Consider the following 22,298-nt stretch of genomic DNA (forward strand, 5'->3'; position numbering starts at 1 on the left):
CAGTGGCGGCATGGACGATGTGGCAAACGTGCTCTGCGGCATGGCCGGTGTGGCCGATATCGACAGCGTATTGGCCGCCTTGGCCGATCCCGCCCAGCGCGACGCCGTGGCGCGAATGCAACGTGCGCGCTGGGGTGGCGGCGGGGATGTGGCAGGGGCACGCGCCGCGCTACGCGACGCATTTGCCAAGGGTCCCCGCTGGCGGCATGCGAGCGCGGCGGAGCCCGATGTGCTGGCGCCGTTGTATCCGCCGGGGTCTTGATCGGCTGCGATAAGTCGGCAGCGATTGATGGATGATGATGGTCGTCACTTCCATGGCGGTGTAGTTTTTTTGAGCTCCATGTGCCTGGTTTGCGAACGGTGTCGCCGAGAGCAAAGCGTGACTGCTGCGCCTTTGTTGCAGGGCCCTTGCCCGCCCACCATCGCAGGACACGCTGCAAGTACGTCCATGTAGCTCTGGCGCGGCATCCATGCCGCTCAAGGTCCCGCGACGGTGAGCGGGCAAGGACCAGTCGAGTTGGTCGGTCTGCAGAGTTTTCAACAAGCGATCGGCAAACTTGCGACGCTGTTTCTTCTCTTCAATAAACCACCAGCCAACTGTCTGGTGCGGTGTCTTCACCGATTGCGGGACCGTTGGCGGCATGGATGCCGCCACCGAGCCCCCATGGACGGGTTAACGGCGTGTCCCGCGAGCGGTGAGGGCACCGCGCACTCGATACACCAGGCTTTCGACCTGGCATCTGACGACATAGGAGGCGCCGCTACGACTTGAGATTTCCGTTGCCGCGCAGGTGGGAACAGTCAGGTGCAAAGCGAGTTTCAACGCTTGCATCAACCAAGATTGAGAAGCGCACCTACCCGCAGCAGGCGCGCAGGAGCACCCGGGTAGGTGGCCGCATCCTTGGCGTTTGTTAAGCTCCGGCCTTTGTGTCCAGAACAAGGCCGACCAGATGACTGCATCCCCAGCCGCGCGCCGCCCGGGCCTGCCCCTGCATTGGAAGATGGGGATCGGCTTCGCCGTCGGCCTGTTGTTGGGTCTTGCGGTCTATTACCTGGCCGGCAGCGACGCCGAGTGGGTGCGTTTGGTGACCAAGTACGTCACCACGCCGTTTTCGCAGGTGTTCCTCAATCTGATCTTCATGCTGATCGTGCCGCTGCTGTTTTCGGCGCTGGTCATGGGCATTTCCGAGATGGGCGACATCCGTGCCCTTGGACGGGTGGGCTGGCGCACCCTGGGCTATACCGTGGTGCTGTCCGGCGTGGCGGTATTGCTGGGCCTGGTGCTGGTCAACGTGCTCAAGCCCGGCGCTGGCGTGGACCCGCAGCTGGCCAACCAGCTGATCCAGGAAAACGCCGACCGCACCCGCGAAATCATCTCCAGCTCCGGCACCCAGCCGCAGGGCATGGACATGCTGCTGTCGATCGTGCCCAACAACGTGATTGCCGCCGCGTCGAGCAATGGTGCGATCCTGTCGCTGATGTTCTTCGCGGTGATGTTCGGTGTGGGCATGGTGCTGACCGCCGACGAAAAGGTCGCCACGCTCAAGCGCGGCATCGAGGGGATCTTCGAAATTTCGATGACCTTGATCGGGCTGGTGATCCGCCTGGCGCCGTATGCGGTGGCCTGCTTCATGTTCAATCTGGCGGCGTTGTTCGGCTTCGATCTGTTGATCCGCCTGGGCGCCTATGTGGGCGTGGTGGTGCTGGCGCTGGGCCTGCACATGGTGGTGAGCTACGGGCTGGCGGTGAAGTTTGCCGGGCGCTCGCCGCTGGGCTTCTTCAAGCAGACCCAGGCGGCCACGATGATGGCGTTCTCCACCGCGTCGAGTAACGCCACCCTGCCGACTGCGCTGCGCGTGGCCGACGAGATGGGTCTGCCGCCGCGCGTATCGCGCTTCGTGTTGACCGTGGGTGCCACCGCCAACCAGAACGGCACCGCGCTGTTCGAAGGCGTGACGGTGATCTTCCTGGCGCAGTTCTTCAACGTGGACCTGAGCCTGGGCCAGCAGTTCATGGTGATGCTGGTGTGCATCCTGGGCGGCATCGGCACCGCAGGCGTGCCGTCGGGCTCGCTGCCGGTGGTGGCGCTGATCTGCGCCATGGTCGGGGTCAACCCGGTCGGCATCGGCATGATTCTGGGCGTCAATCACTTCCTGGACATGTGCCGCACGGCGTTGAACGTGACCGGGGATCTGGCGCTGACAACGTTGGTGGCCAAGGGTGAAGAGTAGGGATTCGGCAATCGGGATTGGGGATTCGCTCAAGCGGGCTGTTGCGAAGGGGGGCATGGGGCCTTCTGCATGAAGGTCAGCTCGCCGCTGCTTTCACCAATCCCGACTCCCCAATCACCAATCCCGGCCCCCTAACGCGCCGTGTGGGAGAATAGGCGCCTCCGCTTCCAGCGGTGTTCCCCTCCGCTTCCATAGACGCCCATGACCCAGCCCACCCGCCGCCAGCTGGCCAACGCCATCCGTTTTCTTGCCGCAGACGCGGTCGAAGCCGCCAAGTCCGGTCACCCCGGCATGCCGATGGGCATGGCCGATATTGCCGAAGTGCTGTGGAACGATTATTTCCGGCACAACCCGAACAACCCGCAGTGGTTCAACCGTGACCGTTTCGTGCTGTCCAACGGGCATGGCTCGATGCTGCAGTACGCGCTGCTGCACCTGTCCGGTTACGACCTGCCGATCGAGCAGCTCAAGCAGTTCCGTCAGTTGCACAGCAAGACCGCCGGCCACCCCGAGCGCAGCGAAACCCCCGGCGTGGAGACCACCACCGGTCCGCTTGGGCAGGGCTTTGCCAATGCGGTCGGGTTTGCGCTGGCCGAAAAGTTGCTGGCGCAGCGCTACAACCGACCGGAACTGGAGATCGTCGATCACCGTACCTGGGTGTTCATGGGCGATGGCTGCCTGATGGAAGGCATTTCGCACGAAGCCGCCTCGCTGGCCGGCACCTGGGGCCTGGGCAAGCTGGTCGCGTTCTGGGACAACAACCAGATCTCCATCGACGGCAACACTGCCGGCTGGTTCAGCGACAACACCTCGGCACGCTTCGAGGCTTATGGCTGGCACGTCATCCGTGACGTGGACGGGCATGACGCCGACAAGATCAAGGCCGCCATCGAGGCCGCGCTGGAAAACAGCGACAAGCCCACGCTGATCTGCTGCCGCACCAAGATCGGTTTCGGTGCGCCCAGCAAGGCCGGCAAGGAATCCTCGCACGGCGCGCCGCTGGGCCAGGAAGAACTGGAAGGCGCCCGCAAGGCGCTCGACTGGCCATACGGCCCGTTCGAAATTCCCGAAGAGATCTACGCTGGCTGGCGCGCCGGCGGCACCGGCACCCTGCGTCAGGCCGAATGGGAGCAGCTGTTCGACAAATACAGCAAGCAGTACGCCAGCGAAGCCGACGAGCTGACCCGTCGCTCGCACGGCGAACTGCCGGACGACTTCATCGCCAAGGCCGATGCCTACATCGCCAAGGCGCAGGAAGACGGCCAGACCATCGCCTCGCGCAAGGCCTCGCAGCTGGCGATCGAAGCGTTTGCGCCGTTGCTCCCCGAGTTGATCGGCGGCTCGGCCGATCTGGCGCATTCCAACCTGACTCTGTGGAAGGCCAGCAAGTCGGTCGCCACCGACGACCCGGACGCCAACTACGTGTATTACGGCGTGCGCGAGTTCGGCATGACGGCCATTGCCAATGGCCTGGCCCTGCATGGCGGCTTCATTCCGTTCGATGCCACCTTCCTGGTGTTCAGCGATTACGCGCGCAACGGCGTGCGCATGAGTGCATTGAACCCGGCACATGCCATCCACGTGTACACGCACGACTCGATCGGTCTGGGCGAAGACGGCCCGACCCACCAGCCGGTGGAACACCTGGCCTCGCTGCGCTACATCCCCAACAACGATGTGTGGCGCCCGGGCGATGCGGTGGAGTCGGCGGTGAGCTGGAAGGCCGCCATCACCCGCAAGGACGGCCCGAGCTGCCTGATCTTCAGCCGCCAGAACCTGCAGCACCAGCCGCGCAGCGCCGAGCAGATCAAGCTGATCGAACGCGGTGGTTACGTGCTGGCCGATGCCGAAGGCGGCACGCCTGACGTGATCCTGATCGGCACCGGGTCGGAAGTGGGTCTGGCGGTGGAAGCCAAGAAGACCCTGGATGCCGCGGGTCTGAAGACGCGCGTGGTGTCGATGCCGTCCACCGATGTGTTCGACCGCCAGGATGCGGCGTACCGCGAATCCGTGCTGCCGAAGGCAGTGCGCAAGCGCGTGGCGGTGGAAGCCGGTGTGACCGGTTTCTGGCGCAAGTACGTGGGCCTGGACGGCGATGTGATCGGCATCGATACCTTCGGCGCCTCGGCGCCGGCCGATCAGTTGTATGCGTACTTCAAGATCACTGCCGAGCACGTGGTGAACGCGGCGAAGGCGCTGTAAATCCGCGCAGTGTGGCATTGAAAAACGCCGGCGTTTGCCGGCGTTTTTTGTTGATTACCTCAGCGCGTCGCGTGTCCTGTGCGGGCATTGCCATGGGCCGATGACACCGAGCGTGTGCATGCAGGAGCGCTTGAATACATGCCGCGTGTGCGCGCGCGCGCGCGGGGCAGGGAGGTGTCGGTGCGGGCGCAACGTGGGCTTGCCAGGGACGCTGAAGTGCCAACCACTGCTACGTCGCACTCAGGCAGTCAGGCAGGTGGAGGCGATCCTTCACCCAGCGTGGTACAGCGTGCATTGAGTACACCCGGTCACTGGCCGCGCATGCCCGAGCTGCCGGCGCACTAGCCGTCAGCAACAAAGATTGAGGATCCGGGCATCGGCAGGCTGGTGCCGCCAGTCGCGGACCCGGGTGAAATCTCCCCTCGGCAAACGGGACGCAGGGAGCTTGCTGTCGCGGTCGCCTCTGCGCCGGAGACGTCGGCACGGGTGGACCTGATGGGTCCGGTCGCGGTGCCAGACGGCGTCCTCACAGGGGTAAACCTTGGCCCGGCAAAGGCCTGCGCGGCCCGAAATCCTGCTGAAGCGTTCGCTTCGACGCGCAGCCGCGCCAGGCGATGCGCACTGCCTGTTTAAAATGTGAATCATTCCCATTAAAATGCGGCGCTGCCACGATTCCGTGGCGTGTCCTTCCCCCTTGTCTGCCGCCGCACATCCTGCGGCGGGCCGCCCTCGATTGTCTGTGCCGGAGCCGTGATGAACCGTCCTACCGTAATGCGTCTTCTTCCCATCGCGCGGCGCCCGCGCGCGCTGTCGCATGCGGTGTTCGCCGCGCTGTGCACACTGGCCGCCGGCCAGGCACTTGCCGAAACGCCGGCCGGCGAAGCCGAGGTCACCACCCTGGACCGGCTCAACGTGCAGGGTGAGCAGGCCAAGGGCTACACGGTGGAAAAGACCACCGCCGGTACGCGCATGAACCTGGCGCTGCGCGAGATTCCGCAGTCGGTCACCGTGATCACGCGCGACCGCATGGACGACCAGAACCTGCAGAGCATCACCGACGTGCTCAACAACGTCACCGGCATCTCGGTGGCGCAGAGCGACAGCGAGCGGCTGGAGTTCTTCGCGCGCGGTTTCTACATCGACAACTACCAGTTCGACGGCATCCCGGCCTACATGGAGCAGGCCTGGAGCTACGGCGATTCGGCGCTGGACGTGGCGCTGTACGACCGCGTGGAAGTGGTGCGCGGCGCCACCGGCCTGCTCACCGGTTCGGGCAACCCGTCGGCGTCGATCAACCTGGTGCGCAAGCATGCGGTGAGCCGCGACTTCACCGGCACCGTGTCGGTGGGCGGCGGCGACTTCAACAAGACCCGCAGCGTGGCCGATGTCACCGTGCCGCTGAGCCCCGAAGGCACCGTGCGCGCGCGCGTGGTGGGCGTGTATCAGGACGGCGAGTCCGACATGGACCGCTACAACCTGCGCAAGAAGATCGGTTCGGCCATCATCGATGCCGACCTCACCGACAGCACCTTGCTGAGCGTGGGCTACGAATACCAGAAGAAGGAATCGGACGATGTCACCTGGGGCGGCTTCCCGCTGTTCTACAGCGATGGCACGCGTCCCAACTACGACCGCTCGTTCAATCCAGCCGCCGATTGGACCTTCTGGGACACGCGCCTGCAGCGCACCTTCGCCAGCCTGCAGCAGAGCTTCGACAGCGGCTGGACCCTCAAGGCCAACGTGAGCCACGAGAAGACCGAAGCGGCCAACCACCTCTTCTACCCGTTCTATACGATCTTCGGCTTCGACCGCGCCACCGGCGGCGGCGTGGTGCCGTATTCGGGCAACTACCAGACCGAGCGCAAGGCCGATGGCGCCGATGTGTACGCGGAAGGTCCGTTCCAGCTGTTTGGCCGTGAGCATCACCTGGTGGCCGGCGCCAGCTACAACCGCCGCGAGTACGTCAACAACGGCACCTTCGATTTCCCGGCGCCGCTGGACAGCTACTTCGGTTGGACCGGAGCCTATCCGGAGCCTAACTGGAGCCCGCGCTCGGTGCAGAGCGACGGCACCATCACGCAGAAGGCCGCCTACGTGGCCGCACGTTTCTCGCTGGCCGACCCGCTGACGCTGCTGGTGGGTGCGCGCTACACCGACTGGCAGATCGATGGCCGCAACTTCGATTCGACCACGCAACGCCTGGTGCCGTTTTCCGACAGCCAGACTGAAGTTACTCCGTACGCCGGCCTGGTCTACGACATCAACGATGTGTGGTCGACCTACGTCAGCTACACCGAAATCTTCAACCCGCAGACGCTGCGCGATGCCAATGGTGGCTACCTGGATCCGTTGAGCGGCAAGGGCTACGAAGCCGGCGTCAAGGCCGCATGGTTCGACGATCAGCTCAATGCTTCGTTGGCCCTGTTCCGCATCGAGCAGGACAACCTGGGCGTGGCCACCGGCGGTTTCGTGCCGGGCAGCAGCGAGTCCGCATTCGTGGCTGCCAGCGGCGTGGTCAGCGAAGGCTTCGACTTCGAGCTCTCCGGCCGCCTGACCCAGGGCTGGAATGCCACCTTCGGCGCCTCGCACTACACCGCACGCGACGACAGCGGCACCTCGATCAACACCCACCTGCCGCGCACCACCATCAAGCTGTTCAGCAGCTACACCCCGCAGGGTGCGTGGAGCGATCTCACCGTCGGTGGTGGCGTCAACTGGCAGAACCGTGCGTACTACGTGGACCCGGTCTACGGCACCTTCCAGCAGAGCGCCTATGCCTTGGTGAGCGCATTCGCACGCTACCGTCTGTCGCCGCAGTTTTCCGTGCAACTCAACGTCGACAACCTGCTCGACAAGCGTTACTACGCGCAGTTCAACGGCGGCTATGGCGCATGGGGTGCATCGCGCAACGGCATGCTGACCTTCAACTACACGTTCTGATCCACGGCCACGCCGGGCGCCTTGCTGCCCAGTCTTGTCGAGCAAAACACAGGCAGCCGGAACGGTGCCTGTGTTTTTTTATGCCCGTCCACGCAGTGACGGGAAGGGCGGGTCTGCCGTGGAGCGGAGCGTTTTGTCAGTGGCAGCCCTTGGCTGTCGCGCTGGAACGGCGTGGTGCGGACGGGAACGCGCACGACCCGGTTGGCATGACCGCGGTGCGGCGTCTGCAGCGCGCCATGCCTGCAGCACCCCAACGACACTGCGCCGCATCGCTGCGGTGACCATCGCTCAACGCACCACCGGTTCCAATTGCGGTGCCAGCACCTGCGCCACCCATTCCATGAAGGCGCTGACGCGCTGCGGCAGATGGCGGCGCTGCGCATACAACAACGTCACCGGCATTGGTTCGGCGGGGTGGTCGGCAAGCACGACACGCAGCGCGCCGCTGTCCAGATACGGGCGCAACGGGCTGGCTGGCGCCTGGATGATGCCCAGCCCTGCGAGCGCGGCGGCAAGATAGGCATCGCCATTGTTCACCGTCACCGGGCCCTGCATCGGCAGCAGCCGATAGCGCTGCCCGTCGTGATATTCGAAGCCGGGCGAGCGCTGCCCCAGCGTTGGCACGTAATGCACCAGGTCGTGCTGGGCGAGATCGTCCAGGCAGCTTGGCGTGCCGCGGCGGGCAAGATAGTCGGCGCTGGCGCAGCTGACGATGCGGACCGCACCCAGCGGGCGCGCGACCAGGCTGGTGTCTTCAAGCGTGCCCACGCGCAGCACGCAATCGAAGCCTTCGCGCACCACATCGACGCGACGGTCGGTGCTGCTGATCTCCACGTCCAGCTGTGGATGCCGGGCCAGAAACGACGGCAGCGCAGGGATCACGAAGTTGCGTGCGATGCCGGACGACATATCCACCCGCAGGCGACCGCGCAGCTGGCCGCGTTCGCGCTGAAACATGCCGTGCAACTCCTCCATGTCGTCGAGGATGTCGCGGGCGCGTTGCGAGAACGCGGTGCCATCGCCGGTGAGCTGCACGCGTCGCGTGGTGCGATGCAGGAGCTGGGTACCGAGCGAAGCTTCCAGCCGTTGCACGGCGGTCGAGACGCTGGCCTTGGGCAGGCCCAGGGTGTCGGCGGCACGGGTGAAACTGCCCAGCTCGGCAACGCGCAGGAAGGCGCGCAGCGACTCCATGGTGTCCATCGATTGGTCGGGGATCTTGAACGGTGAAGTCAGATTGAGCTGATTTATGCGGCACGGCAAGCGCACTAGCCTGAGCGCGTTCGTAACGCATTGCGCGGTCGCCTTATCTGATCGTCGCCACGCCACCTATCGCCGTCATCACCCCAGGAGTTTGCCCATGTCGACCACCACCACACCCATCACCGTGATCACCGGCGGCAGCCGCGGGCTGGGGCGCAATGCCGCGCTTGCGCTCGCTGCCGATGGCAACGACATCGTGCTGACCTACCGCAGCCAGGCCGACGAAGCCGCAGCGGTGGTGGCGCAGATTCAATCGTTGGGCTGGCGCGCGCACGCGTTGCAGCTGGATGTCGCCAAGGCCGATGACTTTGCTGGATTCGCCAGTCAGCTGAAGGCGGTGCTGACCGGGTGGGGGCGCATCCAGTTCGATGCGCTGGTCAACAACGCGGGCACCGGTCTGCATGCCGCCATCGCCGACACCACGCCGGCGCAGTTCGACGCGCTGGTCGACACCCATCTCAAGGGGCCGTACTTCCTGACCCAGGCATTGTTGCCACTGATCGCCGACGGTGGGCGCATCCTCAACGTCTCCAGCGGGCTGGCGCGCTTCGCGCTGCCGGGTTCCTCTGCCTACGCGATGATGAAAGGCGGGGTGGAAGTGTTTACCCGCTATCTCGCCAAGGAGCTGGGTGCACGCGGCATCCGTGCCAACACGTTGGCGCCGGGAGCGATCGAGACCGATTTCAACGGCGGCACGGTGCGCGACAACGCGCAGGTCAATGCGATGGTGGCTTCGTTCACCGCGTTGGGCCGGACGGGCCTGCCGGACGATATCGGGCCGGTGGTGGCGGCCTTGCTGGCGCCGGGCACGGGCTGGATCAACGCGCAGCGCATCGAAGTGTCCGGCGGGATGCTGATCTGAGGCGTCTGCGCAATGCGGCGATGTCGTTGGTCAGAACGCCATCGCCGCGTGCGGCAGGTCCAGCTGCGATGCCGCTGCACTCCGGTACGAGGGCGCAGCGTCAGGGGAATCACTGCAGTGGCTGGTCGCCATGCAGGATGGGATAGGGATTGAGCACATCGCCTTTCCACCACTGCTTTTCCGGCCCCAGGCGGTGGATTTCGAAATGCAGATGCGGCGCGGCCGGATTTGCGTTGCCGGTGCTGCCTACATAGCCGATGACCTGGCCACGCTGGATGGATTGCGTCTCTGCCAGCCCATCGGCATAGCGTTCCAGATGGGCGTAGTAATAGCAGTACGTGCCACCCGGCGCGAACTGATACACGGTCAGACCACCACGTTCGCTGTTGAACAGCTTTTCCACTGTCCCGTCGGAGACCGCAAGTACAGGTGTGCCGGTCGGTGCCAGGATATCGATGGCGTCATGCACCCGGCCTTCGCTGCGCGCATCGGTGAAGGTGTCCTGCAACTGCTCGCGGCCGATGCCTTGCACCGGAATCAGCAGGCCGGAGACGGCCGCCGACGCATCGGCCGCGGGGGCTGAGGCGGCAGGTGCCGGGGCAGCGCTCATTGGCTCTGCCGCGGCCGGGACGGTGGGTGCGGGTGCAGGCGCAGCCGCCGACACAGCGGCGGTTGCCGTGGACGGCGCTGCAACGGCCGGTGCAGCGGTCGCTGGCGACGGCACCTGCGCCTCGGGTGCGCTGCGCTCCAGCCACCAATAGCCGCCTGCGCCGATCGCCAGGCCTGCGATCAAGATCATCAGCAGTTTCATGCTTACTCCTGCATCACCACCGGCATGGACGGACCGACCACGCTGGCCAGATTGACCACATCCCAGTTGGTCAGGCGCACGCAGCCATGCGATTCGGTCTTGCCCACGTGGCCCGGTTCCGGCGTGCCATGCAGGCCGTAGTGCGGCTTGGACAGATCGATCCACACGCGCCCGACCGGGTTGTTCGGGCCTGCCGGCAACGTGGCTTTCTTATCGTCTTTCTTCGCGTCCCAGAACAACTTGGGGTTGTACTTGAACACCGGGTCGCGCGCGACGCCCAGCACCTTCCAGCGGCCGATCGGCAGCGGATCGTGCTTGCTGCCGGAAGACACCGGGAACTGTGCATACACCTTGCCGTCGGCATCGAACAGGCGCAGCGTCGATTCGGACTTGTCCACCACCAGCTTGGCCGGCTTGGCCAGGGGCGTGACGCCGTCGATGTTCGGCACCTGGATGACGCTGCCGGCCTTGCCCAGATCCACGCCGGGGTTGAGCTGGCGCAGCAGTTCCGGCGCGGCATGGAAACGTTCGCCCAGCGCCTCGTCCACCGATGCGTAGCCCAGCGCAGACAACGTGGCCTGCTCGGCCGGGCCTTTGGGAATCGGCTGGAAAGGGCCGGCCACGTCGGCGTCGGTCAGCGTGTACTGCACCAGCGCCGGCGTGCTGTCGGCCTGCAGCGCCTGCCAGGTGGCGTCATCCAGCTCGCCGGTCACTTTGATCTTGTGTGCAGCCTGAAAGCCGGACACCGCCCGCTTCTGGTTGGAGCCCCGTTCGCCATCGATCTGGCCCGGCGAAAAATGCGCGCGGTCTAGCAGCACCTGCGCATGCAGATCCGATCGCGGCCCGGTGTCCACCGGCTTGGCGGCGGGCGTCGCTGCCGGTGCCGGCGCAGCGGCCGCGGCAGGTTGCGGTGCCTGCGCCAGCGCAGGCAGCGACGCGCTCAGCGCCAGGGCAAGCAAGCAGGCACGAGCGAAGGAGCGTGATGGCATGTGCAGATCCAGGGGAGACATGCGCGCACCTTGCCGCAGCCGCCTGCGTCTTCTGCGTGAAATGGCTGCACCGGAACTGAGCGGTTGGGCAGGCGGTTTGGCTTCGACAGGGCATGGCGGGTGGGAATGGGGAATGGGGAATGGGGAATCGTGAGAGCGGGGGATTGCGCCGGCGGATGCGTTGCAGGGAATCAGGCACGGTGGCGTATGGCCACCTGTGCTGTTCAAGAGCTACTGCTGCTTGGTATTGCGGCGCGCGCGTCAATGCGCGCGCCGCAATACCGCTCAGTAGGTGTAGCCCAGCGTCAGCATGTAGACGCGCCCGGTCTGCACATAGGCACCGTCGGCGCCGGGATCGTAGGCCATGTAGCGCCTGGACTTGCCCTGGGTCTCGTAGAAGGTGGCGGCGGTGAGCAGGTTCTTGGCCGACACGCCCACATCCACATGGTGCGGCAGGTGATAGGTGGCATTGAAGTCCAGCGACTTCACCGGCTGCAGGTAGTAGTTGAGCCGGTCGGTGGTCAGCCCCAGCAATTGCAGGCCGGTGTAGTTGTAGCTCAGGTCGGTGCGCAGGTGCGTGTCGTCGTAGAACAGGTCCAGGTTGTAAAGGCGTTCGGGCGCACGTGGGAGCCAGGTCTTTTCCGGCTGATCGCTGCGTCTGCTGTCTGCCTGGCTATGTTGCAGCGTGAGGTTGGCGGTGACGCCCAGGTTGCCCAAGATTCCCGGCAACTGCTGCAGCCGTTTGCTCGCTGCCAACTCAAGGCCGTAGAGCGTTGCGGTGCCGCCGTTCTGCGGCATGGTCACCGGCACGCCGTTTTCGAAGGTGGTACCGGTCGGCACCAGGCCGCCCAGCGTGTTGTCGTTGCTGGTGGCCGATTGCGAGGTATAGATGAAGCCGGAGATGCGCTTGTAGTAGGTGGATGCGCTGAGCACACCGCCGCTGTGGTCGTAGAACTCGGCAGACAGATCGGCATTGTCGGCCTTGCTTGGCTGCAGATCCGGATTGGGCTTGGAGATGCCGACCACCTGTTGCGTGTCGTCGATGGAATACACGGTTTGCCCGGAAATCAGGCCGAATGCCGGGCGGCTGAAACTGCGTCGGAACGAGGCGCGGTACACGGTGAGATCGTCTGGGCGATAGTTGATGCTCACACCCGGCAGCCATTGCCCATAGGTGCTGCCGGTCCCGACAAAGCGGCCGGTGACGCCATCGCCGCTGGACTGCCACGCATCGGCCGAGTAGCGGGTCAGTTCGTAACGCACGCCGGGCAGGATGCTCACCGAACCAAGATGCAAGGCGGCCATCGCATAGCCGGCGTAGATCACCTCGGTGCTGGAGGTGGTGTTGGCGTTGTAGTCGTTGGCGGTGTAGCGGCCGGCGCCGTTCGGATCGTCGATGTATTTGTACGGCACGGCCTGGGCGCGCATCCAGCGGCGATCCAGCAGCTTGAACGGGCCGGCATAGTGGCCGTCGAATGCGTTGTAGGTCAGCCGCCCGGGGATCGCGCTCAGCGGCGGGCCGCCGGCGGTGGGAAATGCGTAATTGGGCCCGCCGAAATAGGGGCCGTTGGTGACGAACTTGCCGTCCTTGTGGAAGAACGGATGATCGTACGCCTCCCGCGCCGAATGATCGGCCGACAGGCCCAGCTTGACGCTGTCCAGCACCGGGCCGTCGGTGCGATAGGTGATGTCGGTGTGCGCATTGGCGCGATTATCGTGGCTGCCGGCATCGTGGCCCTGCACCTTCCACAGCAATGACGAATCCAGGTCGTAGAAGAAGTCCGTCAAGGCCGGCGTGCTCGGGCCAATGCTCGGGTAGGTGGGGTCGCTGAGGTCGAAGGCGAAGCTGCCGGGGGTAAAGCCATACAGGCTGGCCGACACATAGTCCGGTCGATTGCGGGTGCCGCGACCGAACGAGCTGCCGTAGTCCAGGCGCAGTCGATCCAGGGTGGTCTGTCCGCCCAGCTGCAGCGTCGCCAGGGTCTCGTCGATGTCGTGGGTGTTGAAGTAGCCGCCGCGCACGGCGGTGGGCTGGGTGCGAATGGTCTCCAGGCGCGCGCTGGACTGATCCTGCTGGCCGGTGACGCCGTAGCTGCCATAGATGGCACGCGCATACAGCGCGCTGGTGTCGCCTTGCCAGTCCAGCGAGAGGCTGCCGCCGTAACGCTCGATCTGGCTGGTATAGAGGCTGTATTTGTAGCGGGTGCTGATCAACGGGCCGACGTTGCGCAGGTCGCTGGCGTCGGCAAGCGCCGGGTCGGCCGGAACGTATTTGCTGTTGGGCGCCGGGGCCTGCGCCATGTTGTTGTTCCTGCCGTAATACGCCGAGGCATACAGCCCGAACGCGTGCCCGTCGCCGAACATCCAGGCCAGCTCCTGCTGCACGGTGCCGCCGCCATCGGAACCGCCCAGATGCGAGGCCGATGCATTGAGCTGGCCGCGCGCGGTGGTCCTGGCATAGAGATCCTGCGCGAAATCGAAGGCATTCGGCGTGCGCATGTCGATGGCGCCGCCGATGGAATCGCCCGGCATATCGGGCGTGGGCGATTTGGACACCTGCACCGACTGGATGCCGAACGGCGCGAGCATGTTCAACGAGATCGCGCGCGTGGACGAGTCGGTTTCCGGCATGGCGAAGCCATTGAGCGTGTACGCGTTATAGCTGGCGTCCATGCCGCGGATGCTGACGTAGGCATTTTCGCCGGTGGTGGCCTGGCCCAGATGCATGTCGCTGTAGGCCGACAGGCCCGGCATGTGCGAGACCACATCGGCGATGCCACCGGAAGGAATCGCGTCGATCTGCTGCTTGCTCATCACGCTGTTGACGCTGTTGGACAGGCGCTGCTCATTCAGCGATCCCGGCGCCGCGGCGTGGGTGGCTTGCACGTTGACCGAATCCAACGTGGTGGTGGTCAGCTCTGCAGCGTGTGCAAACGCTGGTGCGGAAAGCACCACGGCAATGGCACAGCTCAGGCGATGGAAGGGACGGAAAGACTGCATGCTGAGGCCTCGCGGAAGTGGGAAGGAGTGCCCGCATCCGGTGAACGGGCGCGGGCTTAGATCGCCGACGCCTTCCATTGCGACAGGTCTGATGCGTGGGGCAGCTGGCGCGTCTATGCGCGGCGCTGCGCTCAGTGGCGCAGGTCGAGGCCGCTGCAGTGCACGCGCGGTCGCTGCGGATTACAGCGCGCCACCGCAGCGTGATCGAAGCGCACCACGTAGCCGTTATCGGCCGGTTCATTGATCGGGAAATCGGTACTGAGCAATTGCGCGCCGCTGGCCAGCATGGCATCGCGCCGGGAGGTGTCGTTGCGCTGCGCTTCTTTCAGGTCGGCATCGGTACGCGTACGCACCAGATAGCCGGCCTTGACCAACTGCGCGATGTCATCGACGGGGCCGTCGTTGCGCTCGACAAATGCCGCATCGTCCTCGCCCGGTACCGCGTTGGTGAAACACACGCGGCCGCGCAGCGATGGATGGCCGGGCAGGTAGCTGGCGCCTGCAGCGCGTTGGTCGAGCAGAAACACCACTTTGCCGCGCGCTTGATCCAACGACGGCCAGCCATGCGCGAGCACGCCTGCATTGAGGGTACGCGCGCTGCCCCGCACCTGATCGGGGCTGATGTACTCACCGGGCTGGAACGCCGAGCGTAGTTCAGCATCCAGCGCATCCATCGCTTTTGTGTCGAACGGTCCGGGTTGCGTGGTGGGGAATGCCAGCGCTATCGGCGTCTGCTTGGTTTCCAGCAGGATGAAGATCGGCACATGACCCGGGTGCTGCTTCGACCAGGTGCGGATGTTCTGCAGGCAGGCAATCAACGGTTGGCAATTGCTGCGCTGGTCAAGATCCTGCACATGCATGACCTTGAAGCCCGGCGTCTCCATCACCCCGGCCGGCGCGCTTGCCGGTGCGGCCGATAGTCCGGCTTTGGCGATCTGCGCGACGATGGACGGGTGCGCATAGCGCCCGCCCTGTGCATCAGCGAAGACGTCCAGCTCGAGTTGGCGCACGCCAGCATCGAGTTGTTGCGTCAATGCGGGATGGCGGGAATCCAGTGCAGCAAACAGTGCCGGGTCCAGTTGCTTCAACACAGCCGCTTCGCTGGGTGCAAAGCCGGCATGGTAGCTGTTGTGGCTGCCGATGTACTGCAGATCGGTGAGACGCGGCGCAGCTTGCGCGGGAACATTGCTCAGCACCAGCGCGGTGAAGCAGACGATACGCGTGGTGGCTCTTTGCTTCGCGCGCACCAGCTTCGGTTTGCGGGTGATGCCTGACGTGACAGCAGTAAAAGCGCCAAAAAGATGCATGCAGCACAGCCGGAAAGCGACGAGGTCGCCATCATCGCGGCCCAGCTTGACGCATATCTTTCCGCAGTGTGTCCGTGATGAGTCAGGTCTTGCTGCAATCGGTTCGTGTCGTTTGCAACATCGTGGCACTGTTTCTCATGACGGGGCGGTCTGTTGCAGCGCATAGGTCAGCAACCGCGCCTGCACGCGGTCGCCCAGGCTGCGTGGCGCACGCAGCGCCATGCGTTGCAGGCAGGCAATATCATTCGCATCCGACGCTTTGCGTGCGAGCAGTGCGCGGCACACCGTGGCGATTTTTCCGCCGGTGCCAGCTGTTGCGCGTTTGAGCCAGCTCAATGCACGCAGCAGACGTTGCTCGATCTCGGTGAAGTCGCTGCCGAGCGGGTAATCGGGTAGGCTGCCGTCGCGTCGAAACGGCGCCAGCGCCTGTTCCAGTGCCTGTGGCGTGTTGCGTTGCGCACGCGCCGGCAGCACCGGGTCGGTGCGCAGCTTGCGCGACTGTTTCGCCTGGGCAAGCAGGGCGTCCTGGAAGCGCGCATCGCAGATGGCGGCCATTTCCACTACGCAGTCCTGATCGGTCTTGTGGCGCAGATCGGCGATGCCGTATTCGGTGATGTAGACATCGCGCAGGTGGCGCGGGATGGTGGTGTGGCCGTAATTCCAGCGCACATTGCTGTCCACATGTGCGCCGGTCTCGCGGGTGGCACGCAGCATCAACGTACTGCGTGCCTGCGGCAAGGCATGCGCCATCGCCACGAAGTTGTACTGCCCGCCCACGCCGGAGACTACGCGTCCATCGTCCAGGCCGTCGGACACCGCCGCGCCCAGCGCGGTGGCCATCATGCAGGAATTGAAGAAGCGCGCATCGTGGCGCTGCAAGCGCTCCAGCGCTTCATTGCCGCCGTAGAGCTGGTTGATCTGGCTGATGCGGCGCATGCCGATGGCAGCGCGCGTGGCGGGCGGAAGGTCGCGCAGCCATTGATAGAAGTCCGGCGAACCAAGATAGAACGCGCCATGCAGGAACTCGCCCTCCTGCGCCAGCCGCGCGTGGTCGGCAGCGTCGGCGCGGCCGTCGGCCATGCGCTGCATCAGCGCTAGATCGTCGTGCACCTTGCGGCGGATCACACCACTGTCCACCAGTTGCTTGAAGCCTTCGTTGAGCATTTCGCTGCAGCCGTACAGGCCGACCTCAAACGGCGCCAGGCCACCGCTGGCGCGTACGGCAGGGTGTTGTTCCAGATCCGGGTCCAGCGCCTGCAGCACACGCCGATAGGTGGCGTTGTCGGTATGCCGCAGGACCAGCGCATGGCTCAGCGCGTCGGCCAGGGTGCCGATGCCGATCTGCAGCGTGCCGCCATCGCGTACCAGCGTGCTCGCATACAGGCCGATGGCGTAATCGACACTGGTGACCGGCTGCCGCGGCAGTCCGAACAGCCGCGGCGACGGGCCGGGCAGGTCGATGACCAGGTCGAAGAACGCCGCATCCACCGCCGCCGTGCCGCCGATCCACGGCAGCTGCGGGTCCACTTCGGCCACCAGCAATGGACGCGGCAGGCCCAGCGCCTGCACCGCGTCCAGGGTGTCCTGGGTGATGTCGTTGTTGCACGACAACGACAGCCGCGCGCCGCCGGGTTCGCGTGCGACCTTCTGCACGATCAGGTTCGGCGCACGCTGTGCCACTGCCGCGGCGGCGTGGGTGTAATTGAGGCTGGTGTAGTCGGCCTGGGCCTGGCTGGAATGCAGCAACCCGCCGGACTGCATGTAGAACTCTTCCACCTGCACATGCGCGGGCAAGGCGTCGCGCAGCATCGCGTCCACATACGCCAGACGCGGGAACTCCTCGCCGAAGTGACGCGCAATGAACGGTGCCGCAAAACGGCCCTCCAGCCCTGCGCCTGGCCTGGGCGGGTTGAGCGAGAGCGCGGTGTACAGCGCCAGCGGCCGTGACGGGGTGTCCTTGAGTTGCGCGTACAGCGCGTTCAACAACCGGTGCGGTTTGCCGATGCCCAGGGGCGCGCCCACCCGGAGCGGGCCATCGATGCGCTGCAGGATCCGCTCGACGGCGGTGGACAGGCTGGTGAGGTGTTCGGTCATCGGTGCAGGGTAGCCGAGCCGATGGGAGAGCGCGTGTTGCAGAGCCGGCGCGACAACCGCACGCGATGGGCCTGGGTCAGCGCTTGACATGGTTTTCGTTTACGCGCGTAATCGCAAAAAATGACGGGTGTCATTGCATGGCGATCAGCGACGCAGAGGCAGTGGTGATGCAGGTGCTGTGGGAGCGCGCACCTCGGACCGCGGAGGAGGTGGTGGCGGCACTGGCAAGCACCGACTGGGCCGAGCCGACCATCAAGACCTTGCTCAACCGCCTGCTCACCAAGGGCGCCATCGCGGCGCAGAAGGACGGACGCAAATACCGTTACACCCCGGTGTTGCAGCGCGAGCACTGGGTGCAGCAGCAAAGCGAAGGATTGCTGCAACGGTTGTTCGGTGGACGGGTGGCGCCGCTGGTCGTGCACTTCAGCGAGCGTGGAAAGCTCAGCACGTCCGACATTGCCGAATTGAGGCGGCTGCTCAAGGAGTTGGACGATGAGTCTTGATCCCGTGCTGTGGTTGCGCGCCGCGCTCTACACCACCGCAGCGCTGCTGGCCTGCCTGCTGCTGCGCCGGCCGCTGCGTGGCCGGCTCGGGGCAGGGGCCGCCTATGCACTCTGGGGCGCGGTGCCGCTGGCCCTGGTGGTGGCGTTGCTGCCAGGTCCCTCGATGGAGATCACGCTGTTGAAGATGCCGGCGCTGGTGCCCGTGCCGGTTGCGGCGCATCCGGACGGGCAGGGCGCCGGCTGGCAGCGCATGCTGCTCGACGTGTGGCTGGCCGGTGTGCTGCTGACCGGCCTTTCCCTCTGGCGTGGACAGCGGCGTTTCGTGCGCAGCCTCGGGCCATTGCGTGCGCTGGACAGCACTGTGTGGGTGGCCACGCACGACGGCGGCCTTCCGGCGTCGCTGGGCATCTGGCGCCCGCGGATCGTGCTGCCGGGCGATTTCAACACGCGTTACAGCGCCGGGGAGCGTGCCTTGATCCTGGCGCACGAGCGCCTGCATCTGCGCCGCGGCGATCTGCATGCCAATCTGCTGGCCAGCGTGCTGCTCTGCCTTGGCTGGTTCCACCCGTTATTGCATCTGGCATGGCGCGCGTTTCGCCTGGATCAGGAGCTGGCCTGCGATGCAGCGGTTCTGGCACGCCATCCGGGCCAGCGCCGCCGCTATGCCGGTGCGATGCTCAAATGTCAGCTCGCCGGCAGCACCTCGCCGCTGGCCTGCCACTGGGCGGCGAGGCCTGCGTTGTTGCAGCGGCTGGCGGCCGTGCATGCGCCAGCGCCGGATGCGCGGCGTGCACGCCGGAACCTGCGCAGCGTGGTGGCGCTGACGCTTCTGGTCAGCGTCGGCGGCTGGTTGCTCCAGCCTGCGCCTGTGCAGGCCACGCACGGCTCGGCGGCTGCCTTCGACTACAGGACGATGCAGACGCCGCGGTATCCGGCGAACGCGATCGCCGCCAATCTCGGTGGCGTTGTCGAACTGCAGATTGCGGTGAGCCCGCGTGGCGCGCCCGACCACATCGCCATCGTGCACAGCCGGCCGGCCGGCGTGTTCGATCAGGTGGTGCTGGAGGCCGCGCGTCACTGGCGCTTCCAGCCCGCGCTGGTGGATGGGCAGCCAGTGGCCGCGCAGATACGCGTGCCGGTGCGGTTCGATCCGGACCCGCCGGAACCGCCGGCCACTGACGCCGGTGCCGGCGGTGATGGTCGGCATGCTCCAGCGTCCGGGCGCCTTGCCGCCTGCGCGACAACCGGGTGCGTACCGCAGGAGATGCGGCAATGAACGACCGGCGCGGGTGGTGGATTGTGGGTGTGCTGTTGATCAGCGGATGCGCCAGCCAGCGCGTGGCCGAGCCGCAGCGCCACCAGCGCGAGGATTCGGTGGATCAGCGCATGCTGCCGTCGCAGCCGGGTGCGGGGAGCGCTTCCACCGCCTCCTACACGCTGTCGCAGACGCAGCGCTTCCGCATGCCACGCGCGCTGCGCAGCGAAACGCCGGCGCTGCCGCCGGACTCGCCACGCCAGACCCTGCCGCCAACCACCGTGTGCGCGCACGTGATCCTGTCCGCCGACGGCGCCGTGCAACGCGTGGACCCGATGTCCGATCGCGACGAGTGCGCCGCCGGGCTGTTGCCGAGCAATGCGGATCTGATGCAGGCCGTACGCAGCACGGTGCAGCACTGGCAGTTCGTCCCGGCGGCCCTGTGTACGTACGCGCCCGGCGCGGCGCAGCCGTCCGCCCCGGATGACTGCACCGGGGCGACTCGTCAGGAACCGGTGCCGGTCACGCTGTCGTTTGCGTTCACCTTCGAGGTACGACAGGGCAAGGTGAGCGTGCGTACCGGCAAGGTTGCGCGGTGACGGCAACTTTTTGCAGGCCTGCGTCAGCCCGTGTTGCGTCGGTCTTCGGTAGGCGGATGGATTACGCCGTCCTGCAACGGGTGGGTCTCCCGGCGGGGGCGCTCACGCCAGCACGTGCACGCTGTCGGCAATGCGCTGCACTTCGTCGGGGTTGTGGCTGACGTAGAGCATCGGCAGGCGGATTTCATCGCGCACGCGCTGCAGGTAAGGAATCAGCTCTTCGCGACGTGCCTGGTCCAGCGCCGATAACGGTTCGTCGAACAACAGGATGGCCGGTTGCGACAGCAACGCACGCCCGATCGCCACCCGTTGCGCCTCGCCGCCGGACAGGTTGCGCGGCCGGCGCTGCAGCAGCGGCGCGATGCCGAGCAGGGCCACCACATCGTCGAACCCGAACGGCGCCGCTCCCCGTGCATGCCGGCCGTAGCGCAGGTTGCGCCGCACATCCAGGTGCGGGAACAGCCGCGCATCCTGGAATACGTAGCCGATCCGGCGCTTGTGCGTGGGCAGGTCCACGCCGTGCCGGTCGTCGAACAGGCAGCGTCCATCGATGCGGATATGCCCGGCATGCGGGCGCACCAAGCCTGCGATCGCATTGAGCACGGTGGTCTTCCCGGCACCAGACGGCCCCACCAGCGCCACCACCCGCGCCGCATCCTGGATGAGGATGTGCCGCCGGAACTGGCCGCGCTGCAGCTGCAGATCGATCTCCAGCATCAGTCCTCCTCACGCGGGTGCGGCCGCCGCACCAGCCATTCGGACAGCAGCAAGGCCGCCAGCGAAATCGCCAGCGCCACGCCGGCAAGACGCCACACGCCCGATTCCATGCCCGGCACCTGCATCAAGCCGTAGATGGCCGACGACAGCGTCTGCGTCTGGCCCGGGATATTGGAAACGAAGGTGATGGTGGCACCGAACTCACCCAGCGCCTTGGCAAAGGCCAGCACCATGCCGGCCACCAGGCCGGGCCAGGCCAGCGGCAAGGTGATGCTGAAGAACACCCGCCACGGGCCGGCACCCAGCGTGGCGGCCGCCGCTTCCAGGCGGCGATCGGTGGCTTCGATCGACAGCCGGATCGCGCGCACCATCAACGGAAATCCCATCACCGCGCAGGCCAGCGCCGCACCGGTCCAGCGGAACGCGAACTGCACGCCGAAGTGTTCCAGCAACCAGCTGCCGACCGGCCCCTGCGTGCCCAGCAGGACCAGCAGCGCATACCCGGTCACCACCGGTGGCATCACCAACGGCAGATGCAACACCGCGTCCAGCACTGCCTTGCCCGGGAAACGCCGCCGTGCCAGCAGCCAGCCACAGGCAATCCCTGCCGGCAGGCTGGCCAGCGCGGCCACGCCAGCCACCTTCAAACTCAGGGCGATGGCGGTCAGCTCTTCCGGGGTGAACATCGACAAACGGTGCGCCTCAATCCTTCGGCAAGAAGCCGCGACGGGTGAAGATCGCCCGGGCAGGTGCGCTGCGCAGCCACTGCACGAACGCTGCCGTCTGCGGGTTGCGGCTGTTCTTCAGCGCGGCCACCGGATACACGATCGGCGCATGACTGGCAGCGGGAAAGGTGGCCACCACGCGCACCTTGGGGTCGGCGCGCGCGTCCGAGCCATAGACGATGCCCAGCGGCGCCTCGCCGCGCGAGACCAGCATCAGTGCTGCCCGCACACTCTCCGACTCGGCCAGGTGCGCACGCAATACGTCCCACTGGCCGAGCGTGCGCAGCGCGGCGGCCGCGTATTTGCCGGCCGGCACGCTGGTGGTTTGGCCGACCGCCATGCGCCCGTCCTTGCCCAACGCCTTGGCAATGCTGCCCGGCGTACCCAGATCCAGCTGCAACTTGCTGGCGGCCGGTGCGATCAGTACCAGCGTGTTGCCGAGCAGATCGTGGCGTTGCGCCGGCGCGACCAGGCCGCGCTGTTGCAGATAGTCCATCCATTCCAGATCGGCCGAAAAAAACACATCCGCTGGCGCGCCCTGTTCGATCTGACGCGCCAACGCCGAGCTCGCCGCGTACGACACGCGAACCGGCGTGCCGGTGGCCTTCTCGAACGCGGCCGCTGCCTCGTCCATCGATTCCTTCAGACTGGCCGCCGCAAACACCGTCACCGGCGCAGCTTGCGCAACGGCCAGTACGGGCAGGGCAAGCATCAGCACGCACAACGCGCGCTGCCAGAAACCGATCGTGCGCATGGGCAACTCCAGCAGGGGCAGACACCGATCATAGCGGCTGCACCGTGAC

Annotated in this window: 16 protein-coding genes and 1 pseudogene; 8 read left to right on the forward strand and 9 right to left on the reverse strand. The window is 65.9% G+C overall.

The window, feature by feature from the left end; genetic code table 11:
* The 4 genes and pseudogenes from OZ10_RS07095 to fhuE all read left to right on the forward strand — a co-directional run.
* Positions 1-262, forward strand: a pseudogene (locus OZ10_RS07095) (BatD family protein); the annotation flags it as partial.
* Positions 263-950: 688 nt separating this feature from the next.
* Entirely contained in the window at positions 951-2,231 is a 1,281-nt protein-coding gene (locus OZ10_RS07100) for a dicarboxylate/amino acid:cation symporter (RefSeq protein WP_081419363.1), read from the forward strand.
* A gap of 201 nt (positions 2,232-2,432) precedes the next feature.
* Positions 2,433-4,433, forward strand: coding sequence for a transketolase (gene tkt / locus OZ10_RS07105; RefSeq protein ID WP_039564314.1), 2,001 nt, complete (start codon positions 2,433-2,435; stop codon positions 4,431-4,433).
* A 753-nt stretch (positions 4,434-5,186) separates the two neighbouring features.
* A complete protein-coding gene (gene fhuE, locus OZ10_RS07110; protein WP_039564315.1) occupies positions 5,187-7,373 on the forward strand; it encodes a ferric-rhodotorulic acid/ferric-coprogen receptor FhuE in 2,187 nt (728 codons plus the stop codon).
* Positions 7,374-7,661: 288 nt separating this feature from the next.
* Here the strand turns inward: fhuE and OZ10_RS07115 are convergent, their stop codons facing one another.
* Positions 7,662-8,639 carry a LysR family transcriptional regulator gene (locus tag OZ10_RS07115; RefSeq protein ID WP_039411094.1) on the reverse strand — a complete coding sequence of 326 codons (978 nt, stop codon included), beginning with the start codon at positions 8,637-8,639 and terminating at the stop codon, positions 7,662-7,664.
* Positions 8,640-8,730: 91 nt separating this feature from the next.
* On the opposite strand from OZ10_RS07115, the gene OZ10_RS07120 reads away from it, so the two are divergent.
* A complete protein-coding gene (locus OZ10_RS07120) occupies positions 8,731-9,495 on the forward strand; it encodes an SDR family NAD(P)-dependent oxidoreductase (protein ID WP_039564317.1) in 765 nt (254 codons plus the stop codon).
* Between the two features lie 109 nt (positions 9,496-9,604).
* On the opposite strand, the gene OZ10_RS07125 is transcribed toward OZ10_RS07120, so the two are convergent.
* The 5 genes from OZ10_RS07125 to OZ10_RS07145 form a co-directional block, all read right to left on the reverse strand.
* Entirely contained in the window at positions 9,605-10,306 is a 702-nt protein-coding gene (locus OZ10_RS07125) for a M23 family metallopeptidase (protein WP_039564319.1), read from the reverse strand.
* 2 nt (positions 10,307-10,308) lie between these two features.
* Positions 10,309-11,238, reverse strand: coding sequence for a L,D-transpeptidase family protein (locus OZ10_RS07130; RefSeq protein WP_039411099.1), 930 nt, complete (start codon positions 11,236-11,238; stop codon positions 10,309-10,311).
* A 342-nt stretch (positions 11,239-11,580) separates the two neighbouring features.
* Positions 11,581-14,295: a TonB-dependent receptor gene (locus OZ10_RS07135; protein ID WP_039564321.1), complete on the reverse strand. Its 2,715-nt coding sequence runs from the start codon at positions 14,293-14,295 to the stop codon at positions 11,581-11,583.
* Positions 14,296-14,426: 131 nt separating this feature from the next.
* Positions 14,427-15,602, reverse strand: a complete 1,176-nt coding sequence (locus OZ10_RS07140) for a phosphatidylinositol-specific phospholipase C1-like protein (RefSeq protein ID WP_039564324.1) — start codon at positions 15,600-15,602, stop codon at positions 14,427-14,429.
* Between the two features lie 135 nt (positions 15,603-15,737).
* Positions 15,738-17,696, reverse strand: a complete 1,959-nt coding sequence (locus tag OZ10_RS07145) for an acetyl-CoA hydrolase/transferase C-terminal domain-containing protein (RefSeq protein ID WP_039564325.1) — start codon at positions 17,694-17,696, stop codon at positions 15,738-15,740.
* Positions 17,697-17,833: 137 nt separating this feature from the next.
* Between OZ10_RS07145 and OZ10_RS07150 the strand changes: the two genes are divergently transcribed.
* Genes OZ10_RS07150 through OZ10_RS07160 form a run of 3 tightly spaced genes read left to right on the forward strand, consistent with a single transcriptional unit; the run spans position 17,834 to position 20,053 of the window.
* Positions 17,834-18,199 (forward strand): BlaI/MecI/CopY family transcriptional regulator, encoded by a 366-nt coding sequence (locus tag OZ10_RS07150; protein ID WP_039564327.1) that lies wholly within the window; start codon positions 17,834-17,836, stop codon positions 18,197-18,199.
* Positions 18,189-19,475 carry a TonB family protein gene (locus tag OZ10_RS07155; protein WP_039564328.1) on the forward strand — a complete coding sequence of 429 codons (1,287 nt, stop codon included), beginning with the start codon at positions 18,189-18,191 and terminating at the stop codon, positions 19,473-19,475. Before OZ10_RS07150 ends, OZ10_RS07155 begins: the two co-directional genes overlap by 11 nt.
* Positions 19,472-20,053, forward strand: a complete 582-nt coding sequence (locus tag OZ10_RS07160; protein ID WP_039411080.1) for a hypothetical protein — start codon at positions 19,472-19,474, stop codon at positions 20,051-20,053. Before OZ10_RS07155 ends, OZ10_RS07160 begins: the two co-directional genes overlap by 4 nt.
* A 102-nt stretch (positions 20,054-20,155) precedes the next feature.
* On the opposite strand, the gene modC is transcribed toward OZ10_RS07160, so the two are convergent.
* Genes modC through modA form a run of 3 tightly spaced genes read right to left on the reverse strand, consistent with a single transcriptional unit; the run spans position 20,156 to position 22,249 of the window.
* Positions 20,156-20,770 carry a molybdenum ABC transporter ATP-binding protein gene (gene modC, locus OZ10_RS07165; protein WP_039564329.1) on the reverse strand — a complete coding sequence of 205 codons (615 nt, stop codon included), beginning with the start codon at positions 20,768-20,770 and terminating at the stop codon, positions 20,156-20,158.
* Positions 20,770-21,456 carry a molybdate ABC transporter permease subunit gene (modB, locus tag OZ10_RS07170; protein WP_184368191.1) on the reverse strand — a complete coding sequence of 229 codons (687 nt, stop codon included), beginning with the start codon at positions 21,454-21,456 and terminating at the stop codon, positions 20,770-20,772. Before modB ends, modC begins: the two co-directional genes overlap by 1 nt.
* A gap of 16 nt (positions 21,457-21,472) precedes the next feature.
* On the reverse strand, positions 21,473-22,249 hold the full coding sequence (gene modA / locus OZ10_RS07175) for a molybdate ABC transporter substrate-binding protein (protein ID WP_039564331.1): 777 nt from the start codon (positions 22,247-22,249) through the stop codon (positions 21,473-21,475).
* Positions 22,250-22,298: the final 49 nt, after the last annotated feature.

Origin of the sequence: Xanthomonas cannabis pv. cannabis, from assembly GCF_000802365.1 — a bacterium.
Taxonomy (GTDB): Bacteria; Pseudomonadota; Gammaproteobacteria; order Xanthomonadales; family Xanthomonadaceae; genus Xanthomonas; species Xanthomonas cannabis.

Excerpts from the sequence above, each read along its gene's own strand:
- OZ10_RS07155 (WP_039564328.1), top strand. The coding sequence starts at position 18,189 with ATGAGTCTTGATCCCGTGCTGTGGTTGCGCGCCGCGCTCTACACCACC.
- tkt (WP_039564314.1), top strand. The coding sequence starts at position 2,433 with ATGACCCAGCCCACCCGCCGCCAGCTGGCCAACGCCATCCGTTTTCTT.
- OZ10_RS07145 (WP_039564325.1), bottom strand. The coding sequence starts at position 17,696 with ATGACCGAACACCTCACCAGCCTGTCCACCGCCGTCGAGCGGATCCTG.
- OZ10_RS07160 (WP_039411080.1), top strand. The coding sequence starts at position 19,472 with ATGAACGACCGGCGCGGGTGGTGGATTGTGGGTGTGCTGTTGATCAGC.
- OZ10_RS07150 (WP_039564327.1), top strand. The coding sequence starts at position 17,834 with ATGGCGATCAGCGACGCAGAGGCAGTGGTGATGCAGGTGCTGTGGGAG.
- modB (WP_184368191.1), bottom strand. The coding sequence starts at position 21,456 with ATGTTCACCCCGGAAGAGCTGACCGCCATCGCCCTGAGTTTGAAGGTG.
- OZ10_RS07100 (WP_081419363.1), top strand. The coding sequence starts at position 951 with ATGACTGCATCCCCAGCCGCGCGCCGCCCGGGCCTGCCCCTGCATTGG.
- OZ10_RS07135 (WP_039564321.1), bottom strand. The coding sequence starts at position 14,295 with ATGCAGTCTTTCCGTCCCTTCCATCGCCTGAGCTGTGCCATTGCCGTG.
- fhuE (WP_039564315.1), top strand. The coding sequence starts at position 5,187 with ATGAACCGTCCTACCGTAATGCGTCTTCTTCCCATCGCGCGGCGCCCG.
- modC (WP_039564329.1), bottom strand. The coding sequence starts at position 20,770 with ATGCTGGAGATCGATCTGCAGCTGCAGCGCGGCCAGTTCCGGCGGCAC.
- modA (WP_039564331.1), bottom strand. The coding sequence starts at position 22,249 with ATGCGCACGATCGGTTTCTGGCAGCGCGCGTTGTGCGTGCTGATGCTT.
- OZ10_RS07120 (WP_039564317.1), top strand. The coding sequence starts at position 8,731 with ATGTCGACCACCACCACACCCATCACCGTGATCACCGGCGGCAGCCGC.
- OZ10_RS07125 (WP_039564319.1), bottom strand. The coding sequence starts at position 10,306 with ATGAAACTGCTGATGATCTTGATCGCAGGCCTGGCGATCGGCGCAGGC.
- OZ10_RS07140 (WP_039564324.1), bottom strand. The coding sequence starts at position 15,602 with ATGCATCTTTTTGGCGCTTTTACTGCTGTCACGTCAGGCATCACCCGC.